Below are 19,137 nucleotides of genomic sequence, written 5' to 3' on the forward strand. Positions count from 1 at the left end.
GCATTTCAGCAAGTAACAAGTAATTTAGTTGGTAGTTGCCAGTTACTTCGTCTGTTTAGTCGACGAAGCAGGCGCGGTTGGTGAGTGTGCCGATGCGCTCGATCTCGATGACCATCTTCTCGTCGTGCTTGAGCCAGCGCTGCGGGGTGCGGCCAAGGCCGACGCCGGGAGGCGTGCCGGTGCTGATGATGTCGCCGGCTTCGAGCGAGACGATGCTGGAGAGGTACTCGATGAGTTGTGGGATCTTGAAGATGAGGTCGCGGGTGTTGGCGTTCTGCATGACCTCGCCGGCGAGGGTGAGCTTGATGTCGAGGGCGTGGGGGTCGGGGACCTCGTCCCTGGTGACGATGACCGGGCCCATGGGCGTGAAGGTGGGGAAGCTTTTGCCGAGGACCCACTGCGATGTGGCGAGTTGCACGCCGCGGGCGCTGACATCGTTGACGATGGTGTAGCCGAAGACGTGGTCTTCCCAATCCTTGGCGGCGATGCGGTGACCGGGTTTGCCGATGACGACGGCGAGCTCGGCTTCGTAATCAGGCTGCGTGGCGTTGGGTGGGATGATGACGTCCTCGTCCGGGCCAACGATGGAGGAGGTGAGCTTGAGAAAGACGGTGGGGACTTCCTGCACCTTCATCTTGGATTCTGCGGCGTGCTCGACGTAGTTGAGGCCGATGCCGAAGATGCGCGGCGGATGCTGGAGCGGTGCGAGGAGGCGGACATCAGCGAGCGGGACCGTGGCTGTTTCGAGCGCGGGATGGCTGGCGCCGCTCTGGATGTAGGCGAGGACGGCGTCGGGGGCTGAGCTAATGATGGGACGGATGTCATCGCCTTGAAGAAGGCCGCTACGGGTGACGCCATCGTGCTGCAGGTAGGTAACGAACTTCATGTACTATCTCCAGGTGGTCCAGGCTACTTCCAGACTGCGCCTTCAGGGAAGCTGTAGCTGGCCAGGGATTCAGGGTGGATCTCGGCGCTATAGCCGGGCGCGTGCGGGACCATGTAATGCCCGTGACGAATGACGACGGGCGTGACGAAGTGCTCGTGCAGGTGATCGACATACTCGATGACACGATTCTCGAGTGTGCCTGAGATTCCAAGATAGTCGAAGATGGCGAGATGCTGCACGTACTCGCAGAGACCGACGCCGCCAGCGTGGGGGCAGACGGGCACACCGAACTTTGCGGCCATGAGCATGATGGCGAGGTTTTCGTTGATGCTCGCGACGCGGCAGCTGTCGATCTGGCAGACGTCGATGGCGCGGGCCTGGAGGAGCTGCTTGAACATGATGCTGTTGTGGCAGTGCTCACCGGTGGCGATGCGGGTAGGAGCGGCTTCGCGGCGGATGCGGGCGTGTCCAAGGATGTCGTCGGGGCTGGTGGGCTCTTCCATCCACCAGGGGCCGACTTCGGCGAGCTGCAGGGTGCGGGTGATGGCCTCTTCGACGCCCCACTTCTGGTTGGCGTCGACCATCATGCGGTTGTGGGGGCCGATGGCTTGGCGCATGATGCGGGCGCGGCGGAGATCGTCTTCGGCGTCACCGCCGACCTTAAGCTTGAAGTGTGTCCATCCGTCGGCGAGGCCTTCCTGGCAGAGGCGGCGGATCTTGTCTTCGCTGTAGCCGAACCAGCCGGCGGAGGTGGTGTAAGCGGGGTAACCGTCGGCTTCGAGCTGCACGAGTCGCTCGGCGCGACCGGACTGCTTGCTGCGCAGGATCGCGAGGGCTTTGTCGGGCGTGAGCGCATCGGAGATATAGCGGAAGTCGATGCAGGCGACGATCTGCTCGGGTGTCATGTCGGCGAGCAGACGCCAGACGGGCTTGCCTTCAGCCTTGGCGTAGAGGTCCCAGATCGCGTTGAGCAGAGCGGCGCAGGCGAGGTGGATGACGCCCTTTTCGGGGCCAAGCCAGCGGAACTGGGTGTCGCCAGTGACCTGCAGGTAGAAGGCGTTGAGGTCCGAAGTGATGGAGCCGAGGGTGCGGCCTTTGACGTTCGCGGTGAGGTAGGTGAGCGCGCTGGCTACGAGGTCAGTGCCGCGGCCGAGCGTGAAGGTGAGGCCGTGGCCGGAGAGACCGGCGTCGGTCTCAAGGATGCAATAGGCAGCGGAGTAATCGGGGTCCTTGTTGACGGCATCCGAACCGATGCTCTCTCGCGAGGTGGGAAAGCGGAGATCGATAACACGAACGTTGGTGATGGTGATGGCCACGAGCATCCTTGACGTAGAGTGGAGCGCAGAGGTTGATACAGACGCTTCAAAGCAGTGTAGAACGGCTATGCAGGCTGGATGGAGTATAGAAGTTTAGGTCGATTTTCGTCAATGAAATATAGATTGCATGGGAGAATTATTGTAACGCTGCGCCGAGAGCGGTTGACACTGGTCTATGCAGGTCGTTAGAACTCGATGCGGCGACCACGGGCACAGTGCCGATGGGGCCGAGAGCAGGCGAAGGGAGCAGAGGATGTTTCGACTGGATGGGAAGAGGGCTGTGATTACCGGGGCCGCGAGCGGCATCGGGATGGCGATGGCGGAGTTGTTTGCGGCTAATGGCGCGACGGTGGTGGCCGTGGACCTGGATGCGGAGAAGGCCGAAACCACGGCGAAGCGGCTGGGCGTGTATGCCGAGGGGTATGGGTGTGATGTAGCGGACGAGCAGAGTGTGATGCGATGCTTCGAGAAGATCGGCGGGCCGGTGGATATTCTGGTGAACTCTGCCGGTGTTGCGCATGTTGGAACTTTGCGGTCGACAACGGTGGCGGACATGGACCGGCTGTATGCGGTGAACGTGCGCGGCACGTATCTTTGTATGAAGGCTGCGATTGAGCCGATGGTGAAGCAGGGCAAGGGCGTGATTTTGAACCTGGCTTCGATTGCGGCGACCTCGGGACTGGCGGACAGGTTTGCGTACTCGATGACGAAGGGTGCGGTGCTTTCGATGACGTTGTCGGTGGCGAAGGATTACCTGGCGTCGGGTGTGCGGTGTAACTGCGTGTCGCCGGCGCGGGTGCATACGCCGTTTGTCGATGGGTTCGTCGCGAAGAATTATCCGGGGCGCGAGGCGGAGAAGTTTGCAGAGCTGGGTGCCTCGCAGCCGATTGGACGCATGGGCAAGCCGGAGGAGATCGCAGCGCTGGCTTTGTATCTGTGCTCGGATGAAGCCGCGTTCCTGACCGGATGCGACTATCCGATCGATGGCGGATACTTCAATTTGCGTTGAGTGAGGTGAGTGTTGGATGCAGCGTCGTTAGCGAAGCGGTTCCACCTGGTGAAGCTGGTGAGCTTCGATGAGCAGAACGGTCTGACGAGGGTGCATGTGCACTCGGCTGAGGCGACGGCGACGATCTACCTGCAGGGCGCGCACCTGACGGCGTGGCAGCCCAGCGGGCGGGAGCCCGCGATCTTTTTGAGCAGCAAGTCGGAGTTCGCGGTGGGGAAGCCGATCCGGGGTGGGGTGCCGGTGGTGTTTCCGTGGTTTGCCAATGACAGCAAGAAGGACCGGGTGGATGGGCATCCGGGGCCGTCGCATGGGTTTGCACGGATTCAGGACTGGTCGTTGGATACAGTGGAGCGGCATGGTGACGATGTGCGGCTGGTGTTCACGCAGGGGCCGACGGCGATGAGCCGCAGTATGGGCTACGACGCGTTCCTGCTGACGCTGGAGTTCCTGATTGGGCCGACACTGACGATGGCGATGACGGTGAAGAATACGGGCTCGCAACCGCTGCACTTTGAGGATGCGTTCCATACCTACTACAAGGTGGCCGACATTCACGAGGTGGTCGTGAAAGGGCTGGAGACGACCTCGTTTATCGATAAGACCGATGACTTCAAGGTGAAGCCTGCGGCGGGAGAGCCGCTACGGTTTACCAAGCGGACGGACCGGATTTATAACGATACGATCGCGCCGATCACGATCGACGATGTGGCTGGGCGGCGGAGGATTGTGCTGCACAAGAAGGGGTCCGACACGACGGTGACGTGGAACCAGTTTGGGGAGCTGCCGGACCTGGGGCCGTGGGACTGGCATGAGTATGTGGCTATCGAGACGGCGAATGTGGGGCGGAATGCGGTGACGCTCGCCGCTGGGGCGAGCGCCACGCTGGTGGCGCATTCGGTGGTTGGTCCGCTCCGGGGCTAAAGCCCCTTTTGTTGCGGGGCTGATTCGGGGGCCTGAAGGCCCCTGCTCCCTCCCGAAGAGCGGGGCTTTGGAACCGGGTCTGAGAGGTAGACCTTGGAGCTAGGCCTTGGGGGCGTAGTCCTCGCGGTAGGGGGTGAAGATGTCGAGGACTTCGGAGTCTTCGAGGGCCGAGGCCTGGTGCTCGATGTTGCCGAGGACGATGAAGCTGTCGCCGGAGCCGACGAGGAAGGTGCCGGCGGGGGATTCGAACTGGATTTTGCCGCTGAGGATGAAGACCATCTGCTCGTGGGGGTGGGAGTGGCGGGCTCCGACCCAGCCCTTTTCCATGCGGTGACGGACGAGCATGAGGTTGTCTGTGTAGGTCATGACCTGGCGGCGGAGGCCGGGTTCGGGGACGGACATGCCGGCGTCCTGCGAGGGGATGACAGGGGTGACTTGCTGCGACATACGGTTTCTCCTGGGCTGGTGAGGATACCCCCTCCCCCTCCCTATGTAGATGAGCTGTTCTGTGGAATCAGCGACTTACGGGGTGATCCCGGGGGTAAGTGACTGATTCTGGATATGGTTACGGGTATGATATTGCTAACAAAGGGGATAGGGTATAGCGCCAGCTGGAAGCGGGTTTGCGGCTTTCAGTTGCCAGTGAGCCAGTTTTCCAGTTGGCCAGTTTTGTTGCCTACTTCCATTGTAGAAGGTTCGGTCCTATTTTCATGTAAATGGTTTTGGCGGGTTGGTGGTTTGGTTTGTTGGGGTTGGCGGTTTGAGGGAGCTTGCAGGGGTTGACAGGATTTCTGGACGGGAAGGCAATCAGCGGCGGGCGTGGAGCTCCTTTTCAGCGGGGTTCTGGGTACGGTCGAGGGAGCCGATGGTGATGTGGTTGTTGAGGAGCGTGATTTCAGGGATTGGGCCGGGCATCTCGATGGTGAGGGTGTCGGTGGGGACGTCGGTGTTGGCGGGGAGGGGTAGCGTGACGGTGGTGGTTTTGGGGATGAGGTCGAGAGGGGCTTTGAGGGTGGGGATGGTGGCTGTGGCGAGGGTCTTGCCGTCGGCGTCGCGGAGGATGAGTTTGGCGGGTTGTGTGTCGATCGCGCCGAGGGAGTGGACGATGACCTTCATGGTGCGGCCGGTGACCGTGACGTCGTCCGAGCTGATGCCGAGGTCGGGGCGCTGCCAGTAGGGGGTGCCTTTTTGTTTGAGCGTTAGTTCGATGAGTGTTGTGACGCCGGGCTGGAAGGCGATGGGGAGGGATGAGGAGCGCTCGAAGTTGACGAGCTTTGTCGTGGCGGGGAAGAGCAGACCTCGGGGGTTAAAACCCCCTCATTCTTAGCTGCCCCTGTGAGACCCGAGCCTGAAGGCTCGGGGTACCCGAGGGTCGCTGGGGCCGAAGATGGCCGGGCCGAAGATGTCAAGGCTGAAGGTGCGGGGGTTGAAGATGCCGGGGTTGATGGATTTGTCGTGCACTGAGAGATCTCCCATTGGCCGGGGTCGATTTGGCCGCCGGTCATCTGGGCGGTGATAGGGGCCTTGTCCATGTTGTAGGCGATGATTTTGATGTGGGTGGGGGTGCCGATGGGGACGAGGATGCCGATGCTGGTGTCGGGAGTTGGGTCGTCGGGGGTGGGGTCGAAGCGCCAGCTTACGGCGTTGCCGGGGAAGTCGTAGTTGCGCATGAGGGCGACGCCGCCGAGGCGGCCGCGCTGGAGCTCGCCATTGTTGAAGTAGACGCGGTCGATCCAGAGTGAGCCCTGGCGGTTGACGAACTCGCGGTCGTGGGCGGTCTGGAGCTGCGAGGTGTAGAGCTTGTCGAGGTAGGTGGTGTCGCCGGTGAGCTGCCACTTGAGCTGGTTGGTGGTCTCAGTGGCGACACCGGAGTCGGTGCGGCGGTTGGAGGGTTTGGAGTCGAGGAGGTCTTTGCCCCATGTGTCGCGGACGTGGAGCTCGTCGAGAGCGTCGGCGTTGATGGCGAGCAGGGCGGTGGTGGGGTTGTCGTTGAAGGGCGCGAGGTACTTGGTGTCGTGGGTGAACTCATAGGCTCCCCAGAGGACGAACCAGGGCTGCAGGCCGTTGGAGGGGAGGTCGGCGTTGGTGTGGAAGTTGACGGTGAAGTGCATTTGCATTTTGCCGTTGGGGCCGGGGCGGCGGTGGGCGAGGAAGCCGTCGGCGGTTTCGGTGATCATCTTTACGGCTTCGGGGTTGCCGTTGTAGTCGGCGAGGAGGATGGCGGGGTGGTAGACGAAGTAGCTGCGGTCCTTGGCCCAGCCCCAGACGCCGCCGGTGGCCATCTTTGTGCCGCTGTAGTAGGCGGACTTGATCTGGCGCTGGCCGGCGGAGTTGTAGCCGGTGAGCCACTCGGCTTCGCGTTTGGCGGTGAGCATGGCGCGCTCGATCTCTTTGGGGTTGCCGTAGTCGATCTGCATGGACTCGCCGAGCATGTTGAGGCCGTCCTCGTAGGAGTGGAGCTCGTCGTACTGCGCGGTGGCGAGGCCGTTGGTGAACATGCCGTTGTTGTAGATGGCTTCGAGGCCGCGCTCAAGGGAGGTTTTGAGCTTGCCGGGGTTGGAGCCCATCATGGCGAGGCCGGGCCACCACTCGAAGAAGTCGGAGTCGTCGGAGAGGCCGCCGCCCATCTCGCCGTCGGAGATCTGGCGGTTGTCGACGTACCAGTCGATGAGGGAGCGGAGTTCGGCGAGATCGCGGGTCTGGAGCCAGGCCCACTCGGGGACGGTGGCGGGTTTGGCGTCTTGGGTAGAGAAGCGGGTCTCTCCGCTGCGGCCAGCGGCCTCCGGTCGAGATGACACATTTTGGATGGTGGGGACGGTGGCGGGTACTTCCTCCGGGACTAAAGCCCCTTTTTGTGTGGGGGCATTAGCAGGGGCCTGAAGGCCCCTGCTCCCTCCCAAAGCGCCCGGCGCTGGCGGCGCGGGTGGCGGGGTGTAGGCGGCGTCGGGCTGTTCGGGGTTCTTTTCGTGCCAGTATTCGAGGGCGAGTTTGTTGGTGGGGTCGACGCGGAGGAGGTCGGTGATGTCGGCGTCGAAACGATTAAAGAGGTTGAGCTTGCGGCTGTTGACGGACTCCTCGGTCATGTTGGCGTAGTTGTCGCGGACCTGGGTGAGGCGGTCGGCGATGTGCTCGGGGAGCGCTTCGTCGTAGGGCTTGAAGATGAGGCGGATGTGCGCGCCTTCAAGGGATGCAGTGGAGAACTCCGGTGAAGCGGAGGCGATGGTGAGGTAGAGGCTCTGGCCCTTGGGCAGGATGCGGTCGCGGGTGTCGAGCCAGAGGGTGTGGGGCTCGCCGGGCTTTACGGAGAAGCTGAAGTTGAGCATGTCGCGCATGGGCCAGAGGGGGTCCTTGATGGTGATGTTCATGGGGATGTACTGGCCGTGCGTGGGCTTGAGGTTGAACGCGGGGAGGTCGATGGCGATGCCGTCGAGGCCGGCGTGGAGGTTCTCCCAGGTGTAGCTGGCACCGTGGCCTTCGTCGGCCTGGAGGGAGCGGAAGTCGGAGGGGATGATGATGTGGACGAGGGGGAGCGAGGGGGTTAAAACCCCCTCTTTTTTAGAAGATGTTATGAGACCCGACGCTGAAGCGTCGGGGTACCTGATTGTCGTCGGGGTCGTCGGGGTCGACGGGGCCGAGGATGTCGAAGTTGAGGAATTCTGCTGGCCGTGGCCGATGGAGGTGCGGCCGCCGCCGACGGAGGCGCCGGGCATGGCGATCATGGTGGCGCGCTGGCCGGCGGGGTAACGGCCTTCGATGAAGTGCGCGAGCGGGGTGACGGTGGGGTTGTCGTAGGCGGCGTGCGTGGTGATGGCGTAGGAGAGCGTGGCGATACCCGCAGGTGGATTGCCGGGGTGGACGTAGTAGGCGGAGAACTCCTGGATGGGCCACTCGTAGTCGGTGTTGGTGAAGCGGACTTTGCCGCCGGTGATGGGCTTGGCGAACTCGTGGGTGGTGAGCTGTTCGCCTTTGGGGCGGTCGAAGAGAGTTTTGGCGAGGAGTGGCTCGGTGTCTTCCTGGTCGGGGTCGGCTACTGCGTCGGGGCCGCTGCTGGGCGTGAGGAGAGCGACGGTGCCGTAGGCTCCGCCCTGGATCTCGAGGTGGTTCCACTTCTCGTTGGGCATGTAGAAGGTGACGGACTTGCCGGAGAGGGCGTAGCAGTCCCAGTCGGGGAGCTGGAAGTAGTCATAACGGCCAGGGAGACGGGAGCGGTTGTAGACGCCGGGCCAGGTGGTTTCGGCGATGCCGTCGGTGCCCTTCCACCACCAGCGCTTGAGGTCGTAGGCGTCGTTGATCTCGACTTTGCGGATGACGGTGTCTTCGGCGGGGAGTGCGGCGGGGATGTCGTTGGGGTGGTCCCAGCCGTGGTTGTAGAGGAAGGCGGTGAAGCGGGTGGTGGAGGAGATGGCTTCGGTGGTAGAGAAGCGGGTCTCTCCGCTGCGGCCTGCGGCCTCCGGTCGAGATGACACATCATGGGTGGGGCGCTCTGTGGGAGATGACACTTCTTGGGTGGGGTGTGGCGAGGGAGATGACACATCATGGGTGGGGCTTAAGAGTTGCGGGATGTTGGTGGGGGTTTCGTGCTGGGCTAGTTGGGCGATGTTGGTGTCGGAGAGGGCGCGGTCGTAGATGCGGAGCTCGTCGAGGTCGCCGCCGCGGTCGTAGTTGTAGCTGGACTCGACGCCCTGCGGAGAGATGATGCGGGAGTTTGGGCCGAACTGGTCGAGCGCGGTGTCGAAGCGGCCGGTGGGTTTGGCAGTGGCTTCGAGCTTGCCGTTGACGTAGAAACGGATGCCGGTGGTCTCGTCCCAGGAGAGGGCGATGTGGGTCCACTGGTCGGAGGCGGGGAATTTGGGGAGCGTGACGCTGACGCGGGTGCGGGCGAGGTTGACGTCCGTGACGAAGGCGTCGAAGCCGTGGCCGTTGTAGTCGATGCGGAGCCAGACCATGTCCCAGGAGGAGTGGTCGCCGAAGCCGACGCGGAAGATGGGGAACTGGGTTTCGTCGACGGGGGTGCGGGAGCGCCAGTCGAAGGCGAGGGTGCCGCGCTGGGAGTAGATGTTGCCGGGAGCCCAGTAGCTGAGGAGCTGGTTGTCGCCGCACTGGAGGTAGCTGCCTTTGGCGCCGTTGGGGAGGATTTTGACGTCGTGGAGGTAGTTGGGGTCGGCGAGGCCGCTGGCGGCGTAGTCGGCGCGGAAGCCGTGGTCGCCGGATAGGTAGAAGAGCAGGCCGGGCTCGGGTGCGCGGGGCGAGGCGATGGGTGTGCCTCCGGGCATCTGGGCGGCGAGTGAAGCGGTGGCGACGAAGAGGACGGGGCCGAGGAGATGCTTGAGGCGCAAAGGGGTGCTCCGAAAGCTGCAGGCGTTTGGCGACGCGCGCAGAGGGGTGAGGCAAGTCGGAGGGATTATTCGCCTGTCAGACAGGTGTTGGCAATGGAGAGGTAGGGAGCAGGGAATAGGGAGTAGGGAGTAAATTCCGCGGAGTGGGCTGGTCGCAAAAGCCGCGGCCCGCGTTCCCAAAGAGCGGAATGCGGGCCGGCGGTGTTGGTTGGATTGCCGTTGGTTAGAACTGCAGCTTGAGCGCGAACTGGAGCTCTCGGGGCGTGTAGTTCGGATCGACGGCGTTGCCGGCGTTGCCGAAGGTAGTGCTACCGAGTTGCGCGGCTGAGTTGTTGTTGTTGGGGATGAAGTAGTCGGGTGTGTTGGTGATGTCGAAGGCCTCCACACGGAACTGAGCGTTGACGCGCTCGGTGACGGGGAAGTCCTTGAAGACGGAGAGATCGATGTGGCGGAAGTGCGGGCCAAACTCAGAGTTGCGCTGAGCGTTGCCGACGGTGCCGAGAGGCTGGGGCGCGTAGTTCGCTGTGTTGAACCACTCGCTCAGCTTGTGCGGGTTGCCACCGCTTGCGACCATGTTGGGACGGTCGTTGCCGCCGTTGTTGTAGGGGACGGCGCGGTTGCCGTAGACGTTGCCCGCACCGTCGCCGGTGGTGGTGACGTCGTTCTGGCCGCCGTTGTAGACGGTGATGGGTTTGCCGCTCTGCCAGACGGAGAGTGTGTTGAACTCCCAACCGTGGAGGACCTGTTTCTTGATGCCGGTGAAGCTGGCTCCGAAGGGCAGCGTGTAGTTGAGGGTGAGTGCGAAGCGGTTCTGGATATCGTTTTCGGCGACACCGTAGTCGATCTGGCGAATGCGGGTGGGATCGGCGTTCGACCAACCCTGATCGCCTTCTTCAGAGAAGCCGACGATGTCCGAGAGCGCCTTGGCCCAGGTGTAGTTTGCGTCGAAGGCGAGGCCATGGACGAAACGGCGCTGGAGCGAGGTCTGCAGAGCGTTGTAGTTGGAGATGCCTTCGCTCTGCATCCAGCCGACGCTGCCGAGGTTGGGGAGCTGGCTGTTGAGCTTGAAATCGCCCTGGGTGGCAGTGAAGCCGGGTGCGAAGGGATCGAAGGGTGCGGGCTGGTTGATGTTGTTGATGGTCTCCGGCAGGTGCTGGCCGATGTTGCCGACGTAGCCGATGGTGAAGACGTTGGCACCGAACTGCTGCTCGACCTGCAGGTTGAACTGCTGGATGAGCGCGGAGCGGAACTTGGTGTCTTCCGCCTCGAAGGAGAGCGCGTTGATGGCGGAGAGGTTGGTGATGCTGGGCGCGGCAGGAAGCGGCAGACCAGCGTCGAAGGTGTGGGTGGAGTCGTTCGCCGCGGTGAAGCAGGCGCCGGGGTAGTTGGACTGCGGCAGATTGCCGTAGGCAGCGCCGGTCTGCAGCGTGAGGGCCAGATCCGACTGTCCGCAGACTGGCGAGTAGACGGAGACGAAGGGAGCGTTCTTCAGATCGGCGTTGGAGGTGTAGTTGCCGGGGAAGAAGCTGAGTCCATAGCCGCCGCGCAGGACGGTGGTGGGTGTGAGTGAGTAGGAGAAGCCGACACGAGGTGCGACATCATGGTGGTCGGTTTCGATACCCGCTGTGGAGCTGACACCGTTCTGGCCGGCGACGAGCAGGGCAGAGTTGACGGTGGCGGCAGTGGAGTTGATGGCCTTATTGAAGTCGAAGTTCGAGATGTGATTGTGGGCTTCGGAGAATGGGGTGAAGACGTCATAACGGAGACCGTAGAGGACAGTCAGCTTGGGTGAAACCTTCCAGGAGTCGAGGGCGAAGCCGCTGGGCTCCCACGAGCGATAGTCAGGCGGGTTGAGGTCGTAGTTGCGGCCCTCCGAAGAGAAGGCCCCAACGAGCGACGAGGCAAGCTGGTTGATGTACGTCTGCTTGGTGTTGCCGTTGACGTTGTCGTTGGTGAGGCCGAAGCCGTACTGACCTGCGGCGAACGAACTTTGGATGTTGCGCGCCTGGCGGCGGATGAGCTGACCGCCGATCTTGACGCTGTGGTTGCCGAGTGTCCAGCTGACGACGCCGGAGTACTGGTAGGTGTTGTCGACGTCCTGGAGGGGAACGTAGGCACCGTCACCGATGTCGGGGAAGGAGCCGAACGAGATCGGCGTGAGGAAGTTCGACAGCGTGTTGAAGTTCATGTTGTCGCCGAAGCCGACCTTGGTGTCCGCGTTGAGGCCGTAGTTGAGCGGGGCGGAGAAGTTATTGATGCGGGTGTAGGTGGCACGCAGATCGAGAAGCAGATTTTGATTGAAGATGTGCGTGAAACCGAGCCCGTACTGATAGGCCTTGTCGGTCGCCGGGCCGGAGAAGTTGTAGCGGCCGCCGGAGATCTGTAAGCCGCCGACGGTGCCGAGGCCCGGGGGGGTAAAGGTATCGACCTTGTTATAGGTGAAGCGGCCGAAGAGGAGATCGTTTGCGGTGAAGCGATGATCAACGCGGGCGTCGACGGTGTTGGAGAACTGGGTCTTGCTCGGGCTGATGACTTCGTTGTTGGTGATGTTGGAGTTGGTGGGCGCCGGGTAGAGCTTGAGGTAGTTCAGCGCGATGGGGTCGATGCAGTTGGCATTGGTGGTGCAGTAGGAGGCCACGCCATCGGTGCTGGCATTGAGGATGGCCTGGGGTGAACCGCCGTTGAGGCTGTTGATGTCGTCATAGAGATCGAGTGTTGGGACAGTGTTGGAATACGTCACGCCAGAGACGTAACGGAAACCTTCGTAGTCTGCGAAGAAGAAGGTGCGGTCCTTGATGATGGGACCGCCGATGGAGCCGCCGAACTGGTTCTGGCGAAGCTCCGGTTTGTTGCCGGTGCTCTGGAGGACGTTGCGGGCGTCGAAGACGTCGTTGCGGAAGAACTCATAGGCCGAGCCGTGGAACTGGTTGGTTCCGGACTTGGTGGTGATGCTGACGACGCCGCCAGCGGTGCGGCCGGCTTCGACGGAGTAGCTGTTGGTCTGGACGGTGATCTCCTGAATGCCTTCGACGTTGGGGCGGACACCGATGGTGCCGATGATGCGCTCGTTGTCGTCTGCACCGTCGATGATGTAGTTGTTCAGGGTGTCGTCCTGCCCGTTGACGGAGAAGGATGCGGAGATGCGGCGATCGTCAGGGCGTCCGCCGGAGGTGAGGCCATTGCCGGGGCCTTCGTTGGCGCCGGGAACGATCTGAACGAGCTGGACGAAGTTGCGTCCGTTGAGAGGAAGGTCCTGCACGGCTTTGGCCGTGACGGTGGAGCTGACGGTGGCGTTATCGGCCTGGAGGAGTGGGGTCGTCGCGTCGACGGTGACGGTATCGTTTTCGCCGCCGGTGGCGAGATGGACGTCAGCACGGGCACGGTCGCCAGCCTCAATGGCGAGATTGGAGACGGTTGAGGTTTTGAAGCCGGAGGCGTGCACGGTAACGATGTACCGGCCGACCGGCAGAAGGGTAAAGAGGTAGTCGCCGGTGGAGTTGCTGACGGCGTTGCGTTGTTCGTGGGTATCCACATTCTGCAAAGTCACTTTCGCGTTAGGAACAAGCGCGCCGGTGGGATCGGTGACGGTGCCGACGATATCGGCTGTGGAAAGCTGGGCCATCGCGGTGGTGCAGGCGAGGACGAGAACTGCAAGGAAAGCGGTGAAGCGGCTGAGCCTTGTGATGCGCGGTCTCCACTGGCCAGTAGAGTGAAAAGTGCCTTTTGGGATCGATATCATTATGATTCCTTTGGGGTTGCTATTTTGTTGTAGTACCCGAACAAAATCGGGTGCGAGGTTCGGCGCAGAAAGCTGTAATTGAGAGGCATTCTGAACCGCGGAGGACTATAGGAGCGCCGGAGAGCGACTGTATAGGTTGCTTCTGGTATGGACCTGAAGGTAAAGAGGAGTTTGGCTTAGTTTCACGGGAATGTTGAGGAGGTAAAGATCGGTAAAAGGGTGGATTGTCAGTTGCATGAGATAGCCGCTATGCTTTCGTGAGTCGAATGAGGCATAACCAGATGAGCATTGAGACCTACGACAGGGCCCCGTGGATACCTAAGACAGAGGAGGAGAAAGCTGCAGTACGGAGACAGCTGAACCGACTGCTGGAGACCAGCCACTTCAAGAACAGCAAGCGCTATCCGGCGCTGTTCCGGTTCATCGTGGAAGAGACTCTGGAGGGGCGTGGAGAGTTTTTGAAGGAGCGGCTGCTGGGAGTGCGGGTGTTCGACCGGGCGGCGGATTACGATACGGCGGCGGACCCAATTGTGCGGGTGACGATTGCGGAGATCCGGAAGCGGATCGCGCAGTACTACCACGAGGAAGCGCATGAGTCGGAGATGCGGATCGAGCTGTCGCCGGGGCGGTATGAACCGGAGTTCCGGCTAAGGCTGGAGACAGGGCGCGAACGGCTTTTCAGCATACAGGCGACGGAGGAGGCGTTTTTACCTGCGGCGCAGGCAGCGGGAGCTGAGACGACGGAGAGTTTGGCTCCGCGACGTTCGACACGGGGCCGGTCGAGGGCCCTGCGATGGTGGGTATGGGGGACAGTGACGGCAATGGTGCTGTTGACGTCGGGTTGGCTGGGCTGGCGCTGGATGCATCCGGCGGCGCTGGAGCAGTTCTGGACGCCGGTGCTGGGGCAGCGCGGCGATGTGATGGTGTGCGTGCCGATGGCGACGGGCTGGGCGGGAGTGCAGGCGGATTCGAAGGTGGTGTCGGGTGCGCTGGTGCGGTCGACGAACCAAACGGCAGCGCCGGCGGGGCAGGGACAGACGTTTCTGGAGCACGAATCGCTGGGGGAGAACGTGGTGTTCTCGGATGTGCGCGCAGCGATGCGGACCTCGGAGTTTGTGATCGAGCATGGGCGCGCGACGCATCTGTTGATGAGCACGGATGCGACTCTGGATGATCTGCGCCAGGGACCTGCGGTGCTGATTGGCGGCCTGGACAACCAGTGGACCATGCGCACGCTGGCTCCGTTGCGGTTCCAGTTTGCAGGGAGCGATGAGAATGGGTTTCGGATTGTGGATTCACAGCATCCGGAGATGAGGGACTGGTGGCTGGACCTGCGGAAGCCTTATGCGACGGTGGACCGCGACTATGCGATCGTGGCGCGGATCCATGACGCGACGACTGGTGAGCCCGAGGTGATTGTGGCGGGCATAGGGGTAAGTGGGACGGTGGCGGCGAGTGAGCTGCTGGCCGATCCGCAGCGGCAGGAGGAGCTGCGGCTGAGGATTGGGCCGGGGTTTCGGGATCGGGATTTTGAGGCGGTGATCAGCACAGATGTGGTGAACGGGATGACCGGTGCGCCGAAGATTGTGGCTGTGGCGATGTGGTAGGCCGGCGGCTACCGCTTACCAGTTAGCGTCTCATTGACGGGTCTGCCAGAGCCCGGCCGGGTGCCGAGCAAGCGCCCGAGCAAAGCCGCAGCATCATGCTGAAGCGCGTCGTACGAGTGCAAGGGTGGAAGCTACTTTTGCCAACGCCAGGATTCCGCATACCGGCGCAGAAGCAGCGCGAGGCCAGTCAGGTTGATGCACGGGACCAGGATGATCAACGCGTTGGAGATGTGAACCCCGAAGCAAGGGAACAAGATAATTCCGTGGGTTGTCCAGTCAGGTTTGAAACGGTTCATTCATGGACAGTACGAGCCATTTTGCAATCGTTGCGCGATTTTCGATCTGTTACTAGCAAGTTCAAACAAAATAGGGGTATGATTTCGTTTCGTCTGAGGAGACCTATGATTACACGTCGCGATTTTGTGAACAGTGCGGTTGCAGGGGGTGCTGCTGCAGCCCTGAGCGTTTCAGCCAAGAGCTATGGCCAGATATTGGGAGCCAATGATCGTTTGAACTTTGCGGTGATCGGTTTGAACAGCCGCGCGTATGCGCACCTGTCCGCGTTGAAGGCGAACAAGGCGAATGCGCGCATCTCGCATGTGTGCGATGTAGAGTCGAACATTCTTGCGAAATTTGCGAAGGCGACAACACAGATGATGGGCGAGGCGCCGAAGACCGACCGCGATTTTCGGAATGTGCTTGCACTGAAGGAGATTGACGCGATCTCGATTGCGACGCCGGACCACTGGCACGCGCCGATGGCGATCGCGGGCGTGCAGGCGGGCAAGCATGTGTACGTGGAGAAGCCGTGCAGCCACAACCCTGCCGAGGGTGCGCTGCTGGTGGCGGTGCAGAAGAAGTACGGCAAGCTGGTGCAGATGGGGACGCAGCAGCGGTCTTCTCCGCACACGATTGAGATGAAGAAGAAGATCGAAGACGGGCTGATTGGCGATGCGTATTTTGCGAAGGCCTGGTACTCGAATACGCGGAAGTCGATTGGACATGGCGTAGAGGCTCCGGTGCCGTCGACGCTGGACTGGGACCTGTGGCAGGGCCCGGCGCCGCGGCAAGCGTATACGAGCAACGTGCAGCCTTACAACTGGCACTGGTTCAAGAAGTGGGGCACGGGCGAGACACTGAACAACGGCACGCACGAGGTGGATGTGAGCCGGTGGCTGCTGGGTGTGGACTTTCCGGAGCGGGTCACATCGTCGGGCGGCCGCTATGCGTACAAGGACGACTGGCAGTTCTACGACACGCTGATGACCAGCTTTACCTATCCGGCGACGGGCTCGAACTATGGCCGGATGATCAGCTGGGAGTGCCGCTGCTGCAATGGAGAGAAGTGGTACAACCGCGACCGCGGCTCGGCTATTACGGGTACGACGGGGTCGGTGGTGATCGACCGCGGCGGCTACGAGGTGTATGACCTGAAGGGCAACAAGGTGAGCGAGTTCACGGTAGGCAAGGCTGCGAGCTCGAACGATCTTGTGGGCGCGGACTCGATGACGGACGCACACTTTGCGAACTTTATCGCGGGCATCCAGCATGGCGCGAAGCTGAATCAGCCTGTCTCTTCCGGCAACGTTGCGGTGACGATGCTGCAGCTGTCGAATGTGGCGTGGGAGGTGGACCGCGAACTGAAGCTCGACCAGACGAACGGCAAGATTGTGAACGATCCAGAGGCGATGAACAAGTACTGGGGCCGCGAGTATCAAAAGGGCTGGGCGCCGCACCTCTAGAGGAGTAGATGAGTAGAGAAGTAGAGAAGAAGGGCATAGGAGAAGCGAGCATGAGTGGTTCGATGGATCGGCGTGGGTTTTTGAAGGGTGGCGTGTTGGCGGCGGGTGCTGTGGTTAGCGCTCCGCTGATGGGGCAGATCGTGCAGGTGGAGGGGCATATGTCGCAGGCGCAGCTGTCGCAGCTGGGCGTGGAGGGCGGCAGGCCAGATGCGGTGCGGCTGGGGCTGGCGAGCTATACGTTTCGCAACTTCGACCGCGCGCAGATGATCAAGTGGATGAAGCAGCTACACATCAACCAGCTGAACTGCAAGGACACGAAGAACCATCTGCCGATTGGAAAGACGCCGGGCGATTTTACGGCGGAGGATGAGGCGCTGGCGGACTACAAGGCGAACGGCATCACGGTGCATGCACTGGGTACGCTGTATTTTCCGAAGGATGAAGATGACGACATCCGGATGAAGTTTGAGTATGCGAAGCGCGCGGGCGTGAAGGTGATTGTCGCTGGCGACCCGGCGCCGTCGACGCTGCCGCGCATTGAGAAGTTTGTGAAGGAGTATGACATCAAGTTCGCGATCCATAACCATGGGCCCGAGGACAAGATCTGGCACTCGCCGCTGGATGTGCTGAAGGTGGTGAAGAACATGGACCCGCGGATGGGATGCTGCATCGATATCGGGCATTGCATGCGCGCAGGGACCGATGTGGTGAAGGCCATCCATGAGGTGGGACCTCGGCTGTTCGATATGCACGCGAAGGACCTGACGGATTACAACTCGAAGGAGAGCCAGGTAGCGGTGGGCGCGGGCAAGATGCCGATGCGCGAGATCTTTCAGGCGCTGGCGGCGGTCAAGTATCCCGGGTATGTGGACCTGGAGTATGAGATTCATGGCGATGATCCGATGCCCGGCGCGACGGAGAGCTTTGCGTATATGCGCGGCGTGCTGGTAGGGATGGGGTATCAGAACGAGTTGGCCTCGTAGAGGCAGGGATCAGGAGAAAGAACGATGTTGGATCGGCGCGGGTTTCTACGTGGGGTTGGAGCGGCTGGGCTGGCGACGACGATGGCGATGGATGCAGGCGCCGTCGAGCCGGCCGGATTGCATGTGACGCATGAGGTGGTAGAGGCGCAGGCGGAAGAGAAGCCGAAGTATCACATCAAGTTTGCCGTGTGCGGGATGAGCCATGACCACATCTACGGGATGATTGGTGCAATCCAGCGCGGCGGTGGTGAGATGGTGGCGGCGTGGGCTGGCGAGCCGGACAAGCTGGCTGCGTTCAGGAAGCGCTTTCCGGATGTGAAGATTGCGGCGTCGCAGGATGAGATCATCCATGACAACTCGATCCAATTGGTGCTGAGCTCGCAGATTCCAGTGGAGCGCGCGCCGCTGGGGATCAAGGTGATGCGGTCAGGGAAGGACTTTTTGAGCGACAAGCCTGGGATGCTGACGCTGGAGCAGCTAGCGGAGGTGCGCAGGACGATCGCGGAGACACATCGAATCTACGCGATTATGTACAGCGAGTTGCTGGAGGTGAAGGCCGCGGTGAAAGCCGGTGAGCTGGTGAAGGCTGGAGCGATCGGGCGGGTGATCCAGACGATCAATATTGCGCCGCACCAGATTTACCAGGGGCATGGCGATGCGGGTGGTGGCGCAGGGCGGCCCGATTGGTACTGGGTGCCGGAGATTGGTGGTGGGATTCTGAACGACATTGGTTCGCACCAGGTGGACCAGTTTCTTTACTACACAGGGTCGACCGAGGCCGAGGTGGTGGAATCGCAGGTGGCGAATGTGGCGCATCCTGACCATCCGAAGTTCTTCGACTTCGGCGACATGGTGCTGCGCGGCAATCGCGGGCTGGGCTATGTGCGGCTGGATTGGTTTACGCCGGACGGGCTGGGGACGTGGGGCGATGGGCGACTGTTTATTCTGGGTACCGAAGGTTATATTGAGGTCCGCAAATATATCAATGTGGCGGTGAGCAAGCAGGGGAACAACCTGTTCATCGTGGACCAGAAACAGTCGCGGTATATCGACTGCAACAATGTGAACCTGCCGTTTGGAGCCTTGTTCGTGGCTGATATTGTGAACCGCACACATAATGCGCAGGACCAGACGCAGGCCCTGCTGGCGGCGGAACTGGTGATCAAGGCACAGATGAATGCGAAGCATGTGCATCTTGAGGCCTAGAGTCAAAGCAGGATCATAAAGAGAATTATTTGTCCTATTGAAGAAAATGGCTTGAAACGCGTATGGTACTGCCATGCGAGGTTCAAGCCGTTTTCTTTTGCCAGTTGCATTGATGATGGGCGTGCCTGTCTTAATGGCGCAGTCCAAGATGCCAGAGAACGTTGTGGGTGGGGGGCTGGGCGTCGTCTCAGCAGTTGCCGGAGCCCGAGAACGCGCTTGCAGCGGAGATGCTGACGGATGCGACGATTCGGCAGGTGGTGCATCTGTCGATGGGCGGCGGGGAGTTGCGGGCGCATCTGTCGAACGCGTTTGGAGTCGTGCTGGTACGGGTGGATGGTGTGCATGTGGCGCGAGTGGCGATGGCAGCCGCGATTCCGCTGGAATGTTGAAGT

13 protein-coding genes are annotated in these 19,137 nt (G+C 61.5%); 7 read left to right on the plus strand and 6 right to left on the minus strand.

What is annotated here, in order from left to right; all coding sequences use genetic code 11:
- Positions 1–55: 55 nt before the first annotated feature.
- Complete coding sequence (locus GOB94_RS12435; protein ID WP_182276216.1) at positions 56–886, minus strand: fumarylacetoacetate hydrolase family protein; 831 nt, start codon at positions 884–886, stop codon at positions 56–58.
- Positions 887–909: 23 nt separating this feature from the next.
- A complete protein-coding gene (locus GOB94_RS12440; RefSeq protein ID WP_182276217.1) occupies positions 910–2,208 on the minus strand; it encodes an L-fuconate dehydratase in 1,299 nt (432 codons plus the stop codon).
- 247 nt (positions 2,209–2,455) lie between these two features.
- Between GOB94_RS12440 and GOB94_RS12445 the strand changes: the two genes are divergently transcribed.
- Both GOB94_RS12445 and GOB94_RS12450 read left to right on the plus strand, forming a co-directional pair.
- Positions 2,456–3,211, plus strand: a complete 756-nt coding sequence (locus GOB94_RS12445; protein ID WP_182276218.1) for an SDR family oxidoreductase — start codon at positions 2,456–2,458, stop codon at positions 3,209–3,211.
- A 12-nt stretch (positions 3,212–3,223) separates the two neighbouring features.
- On the plus strand, positions 3,224–4,132 hold the full coding sequence (locus tag GOB94_RS12450; protein WP_182276219.1) for a D-hexose-6-phosphate mutarotase: 909 nt from the start codon (positions 3,224–3,226) through the stop codon (positions 4,130–4,132).
- Between the two features lie 99 nt (positions 4,133–4,231).
- Here the strand turns inward: GOB94_RS12450 and GOB94_RS12455 are convergent, their stop codons facing one another.
- From GOB94_RS12455 to GOB94_RS12470, 4 genes are all read right to left on the minus strand, one after another.
- Positions 4,232–4,579 carry a cupin domain-containing protein gene (locus GOB94_RS12455; protein ID WP_182276220.1) on the minus strand — a complete coding sequence of 116 codons (348 nt, stop codon included), beginning with the start codon at positions 4,577–4,579 and terminating at the stop codon, positions 4,232–4,234.
- A gap of 360 nt (positions 4,580–4,939) precedes the next feature.
- A complete protein-coding gene (locus GOB94_RS12460) occupies positions 4,940–5,248 on the minus strand; it encodes a hypothetical protein (RefSeq protein ID WP_182276221.1) in 309 nt (102 codons plus the stop codon).
- An 83-nt stretch (positions 5,249–5,331) separates the two neighbouring features.
- Positions 5,332–9,468 (minus strand): LamG domain-containing protein, encoded by a 4,137-nt coding sequence (locus GOB94_RS16905; protein ID WP_255483921.1) that lies wholly within the window; start codon positions 9,466–9,468, stop codon positions 5,332–5,334.
- 223 nt (positions 9,469–9,691) lie between these two features.
- Complete coding sequence (locus GOB94_RS12470; RefSeq protein ID WP_255483922.1) at positions 9,692–13,090, minus strand: TonB-dependent receptor; 3,399 nt, start codon at positions 13,088–13,090, stop codon at positions 9,692–9,694.
- Between the two features lie 398 nt (positions 13,091–13,488).
- Here GOB94_RS12470 and GOB94_RS12475 point away from each other — a divergent pair, with 398 nt between their 5' ends.
- From GOB94_RS12475 to GOB94_RS12495, 5 genes are all read left to right on the plus strand, one after another.
- Positions 13,489–14,814: a hypothetical protein gene (locus GOB94_RS12475; RefSeq protein WP_182276223.1), complete on the plus strand. Its 1,326-nt coding sequence runs from the start codon at positions 13,489–13,491 to the stop codon at positions 14,812–14,814.
- A gap of 401 nt (positions 14,815–15,215) precedes the next feature.
- Entirely contained in the window at positions 15,216–16,556 is a 1,341-nt protein-coding gene (locus tag GOB94_RS12480) for a Gfo/Idh/MocA family oxidoreductase (protein ID WP_182276224.1), read from the plus strand.
- 50 nt (positions 16,557–16,606) lie between these two features.
- Positions 16,607–17,539 (plus strand): sugar phosphate isomerase/epimerase, encoded by a 933-nt coding sequence (locus GOB94_RS12485; RefSeq protein WP_182276225.1) that lies wholly within the window; start codon positions 16,607–16,609, stop codon positions 17,537–17,539.
- Between the two features lie 24 nt (positions 17,540–17,563).
- Positions 17,564–18,745, plus strand: a complete 1,182-nt coding sequence (locus tag GOB94_RS12490; protein WP_182276226.1) for a Gfo/Idh/MocA family oxidoreductase — start codon at positions 17,564–17,566, stop codon at positions 18,743–18,745.
- Positions 18,746–18,939: 194 nt separating this feature from the next.
- Positions 18,940–19,134: a hypothetical protein gene (locus tag GOB94_RS12495; RefSeq protein ID WP_182276227.1), complete on the plus strand. Its 195-nt coding sequence runs from the start codon at positions 18,940–18,942 to the stop codon at positions 19,132–19,134.
- Positions 19,135–19,137 lie beyond the last annotated feature (3 nt).

This window comes from Granulicella sp. 5B5, assembly GCF_014083945.1.
Lineage (GTDB): Bacteria > Acidobacteriota > Terriglobia > Terriglobales > Acidobacteriaceae > Granulicella.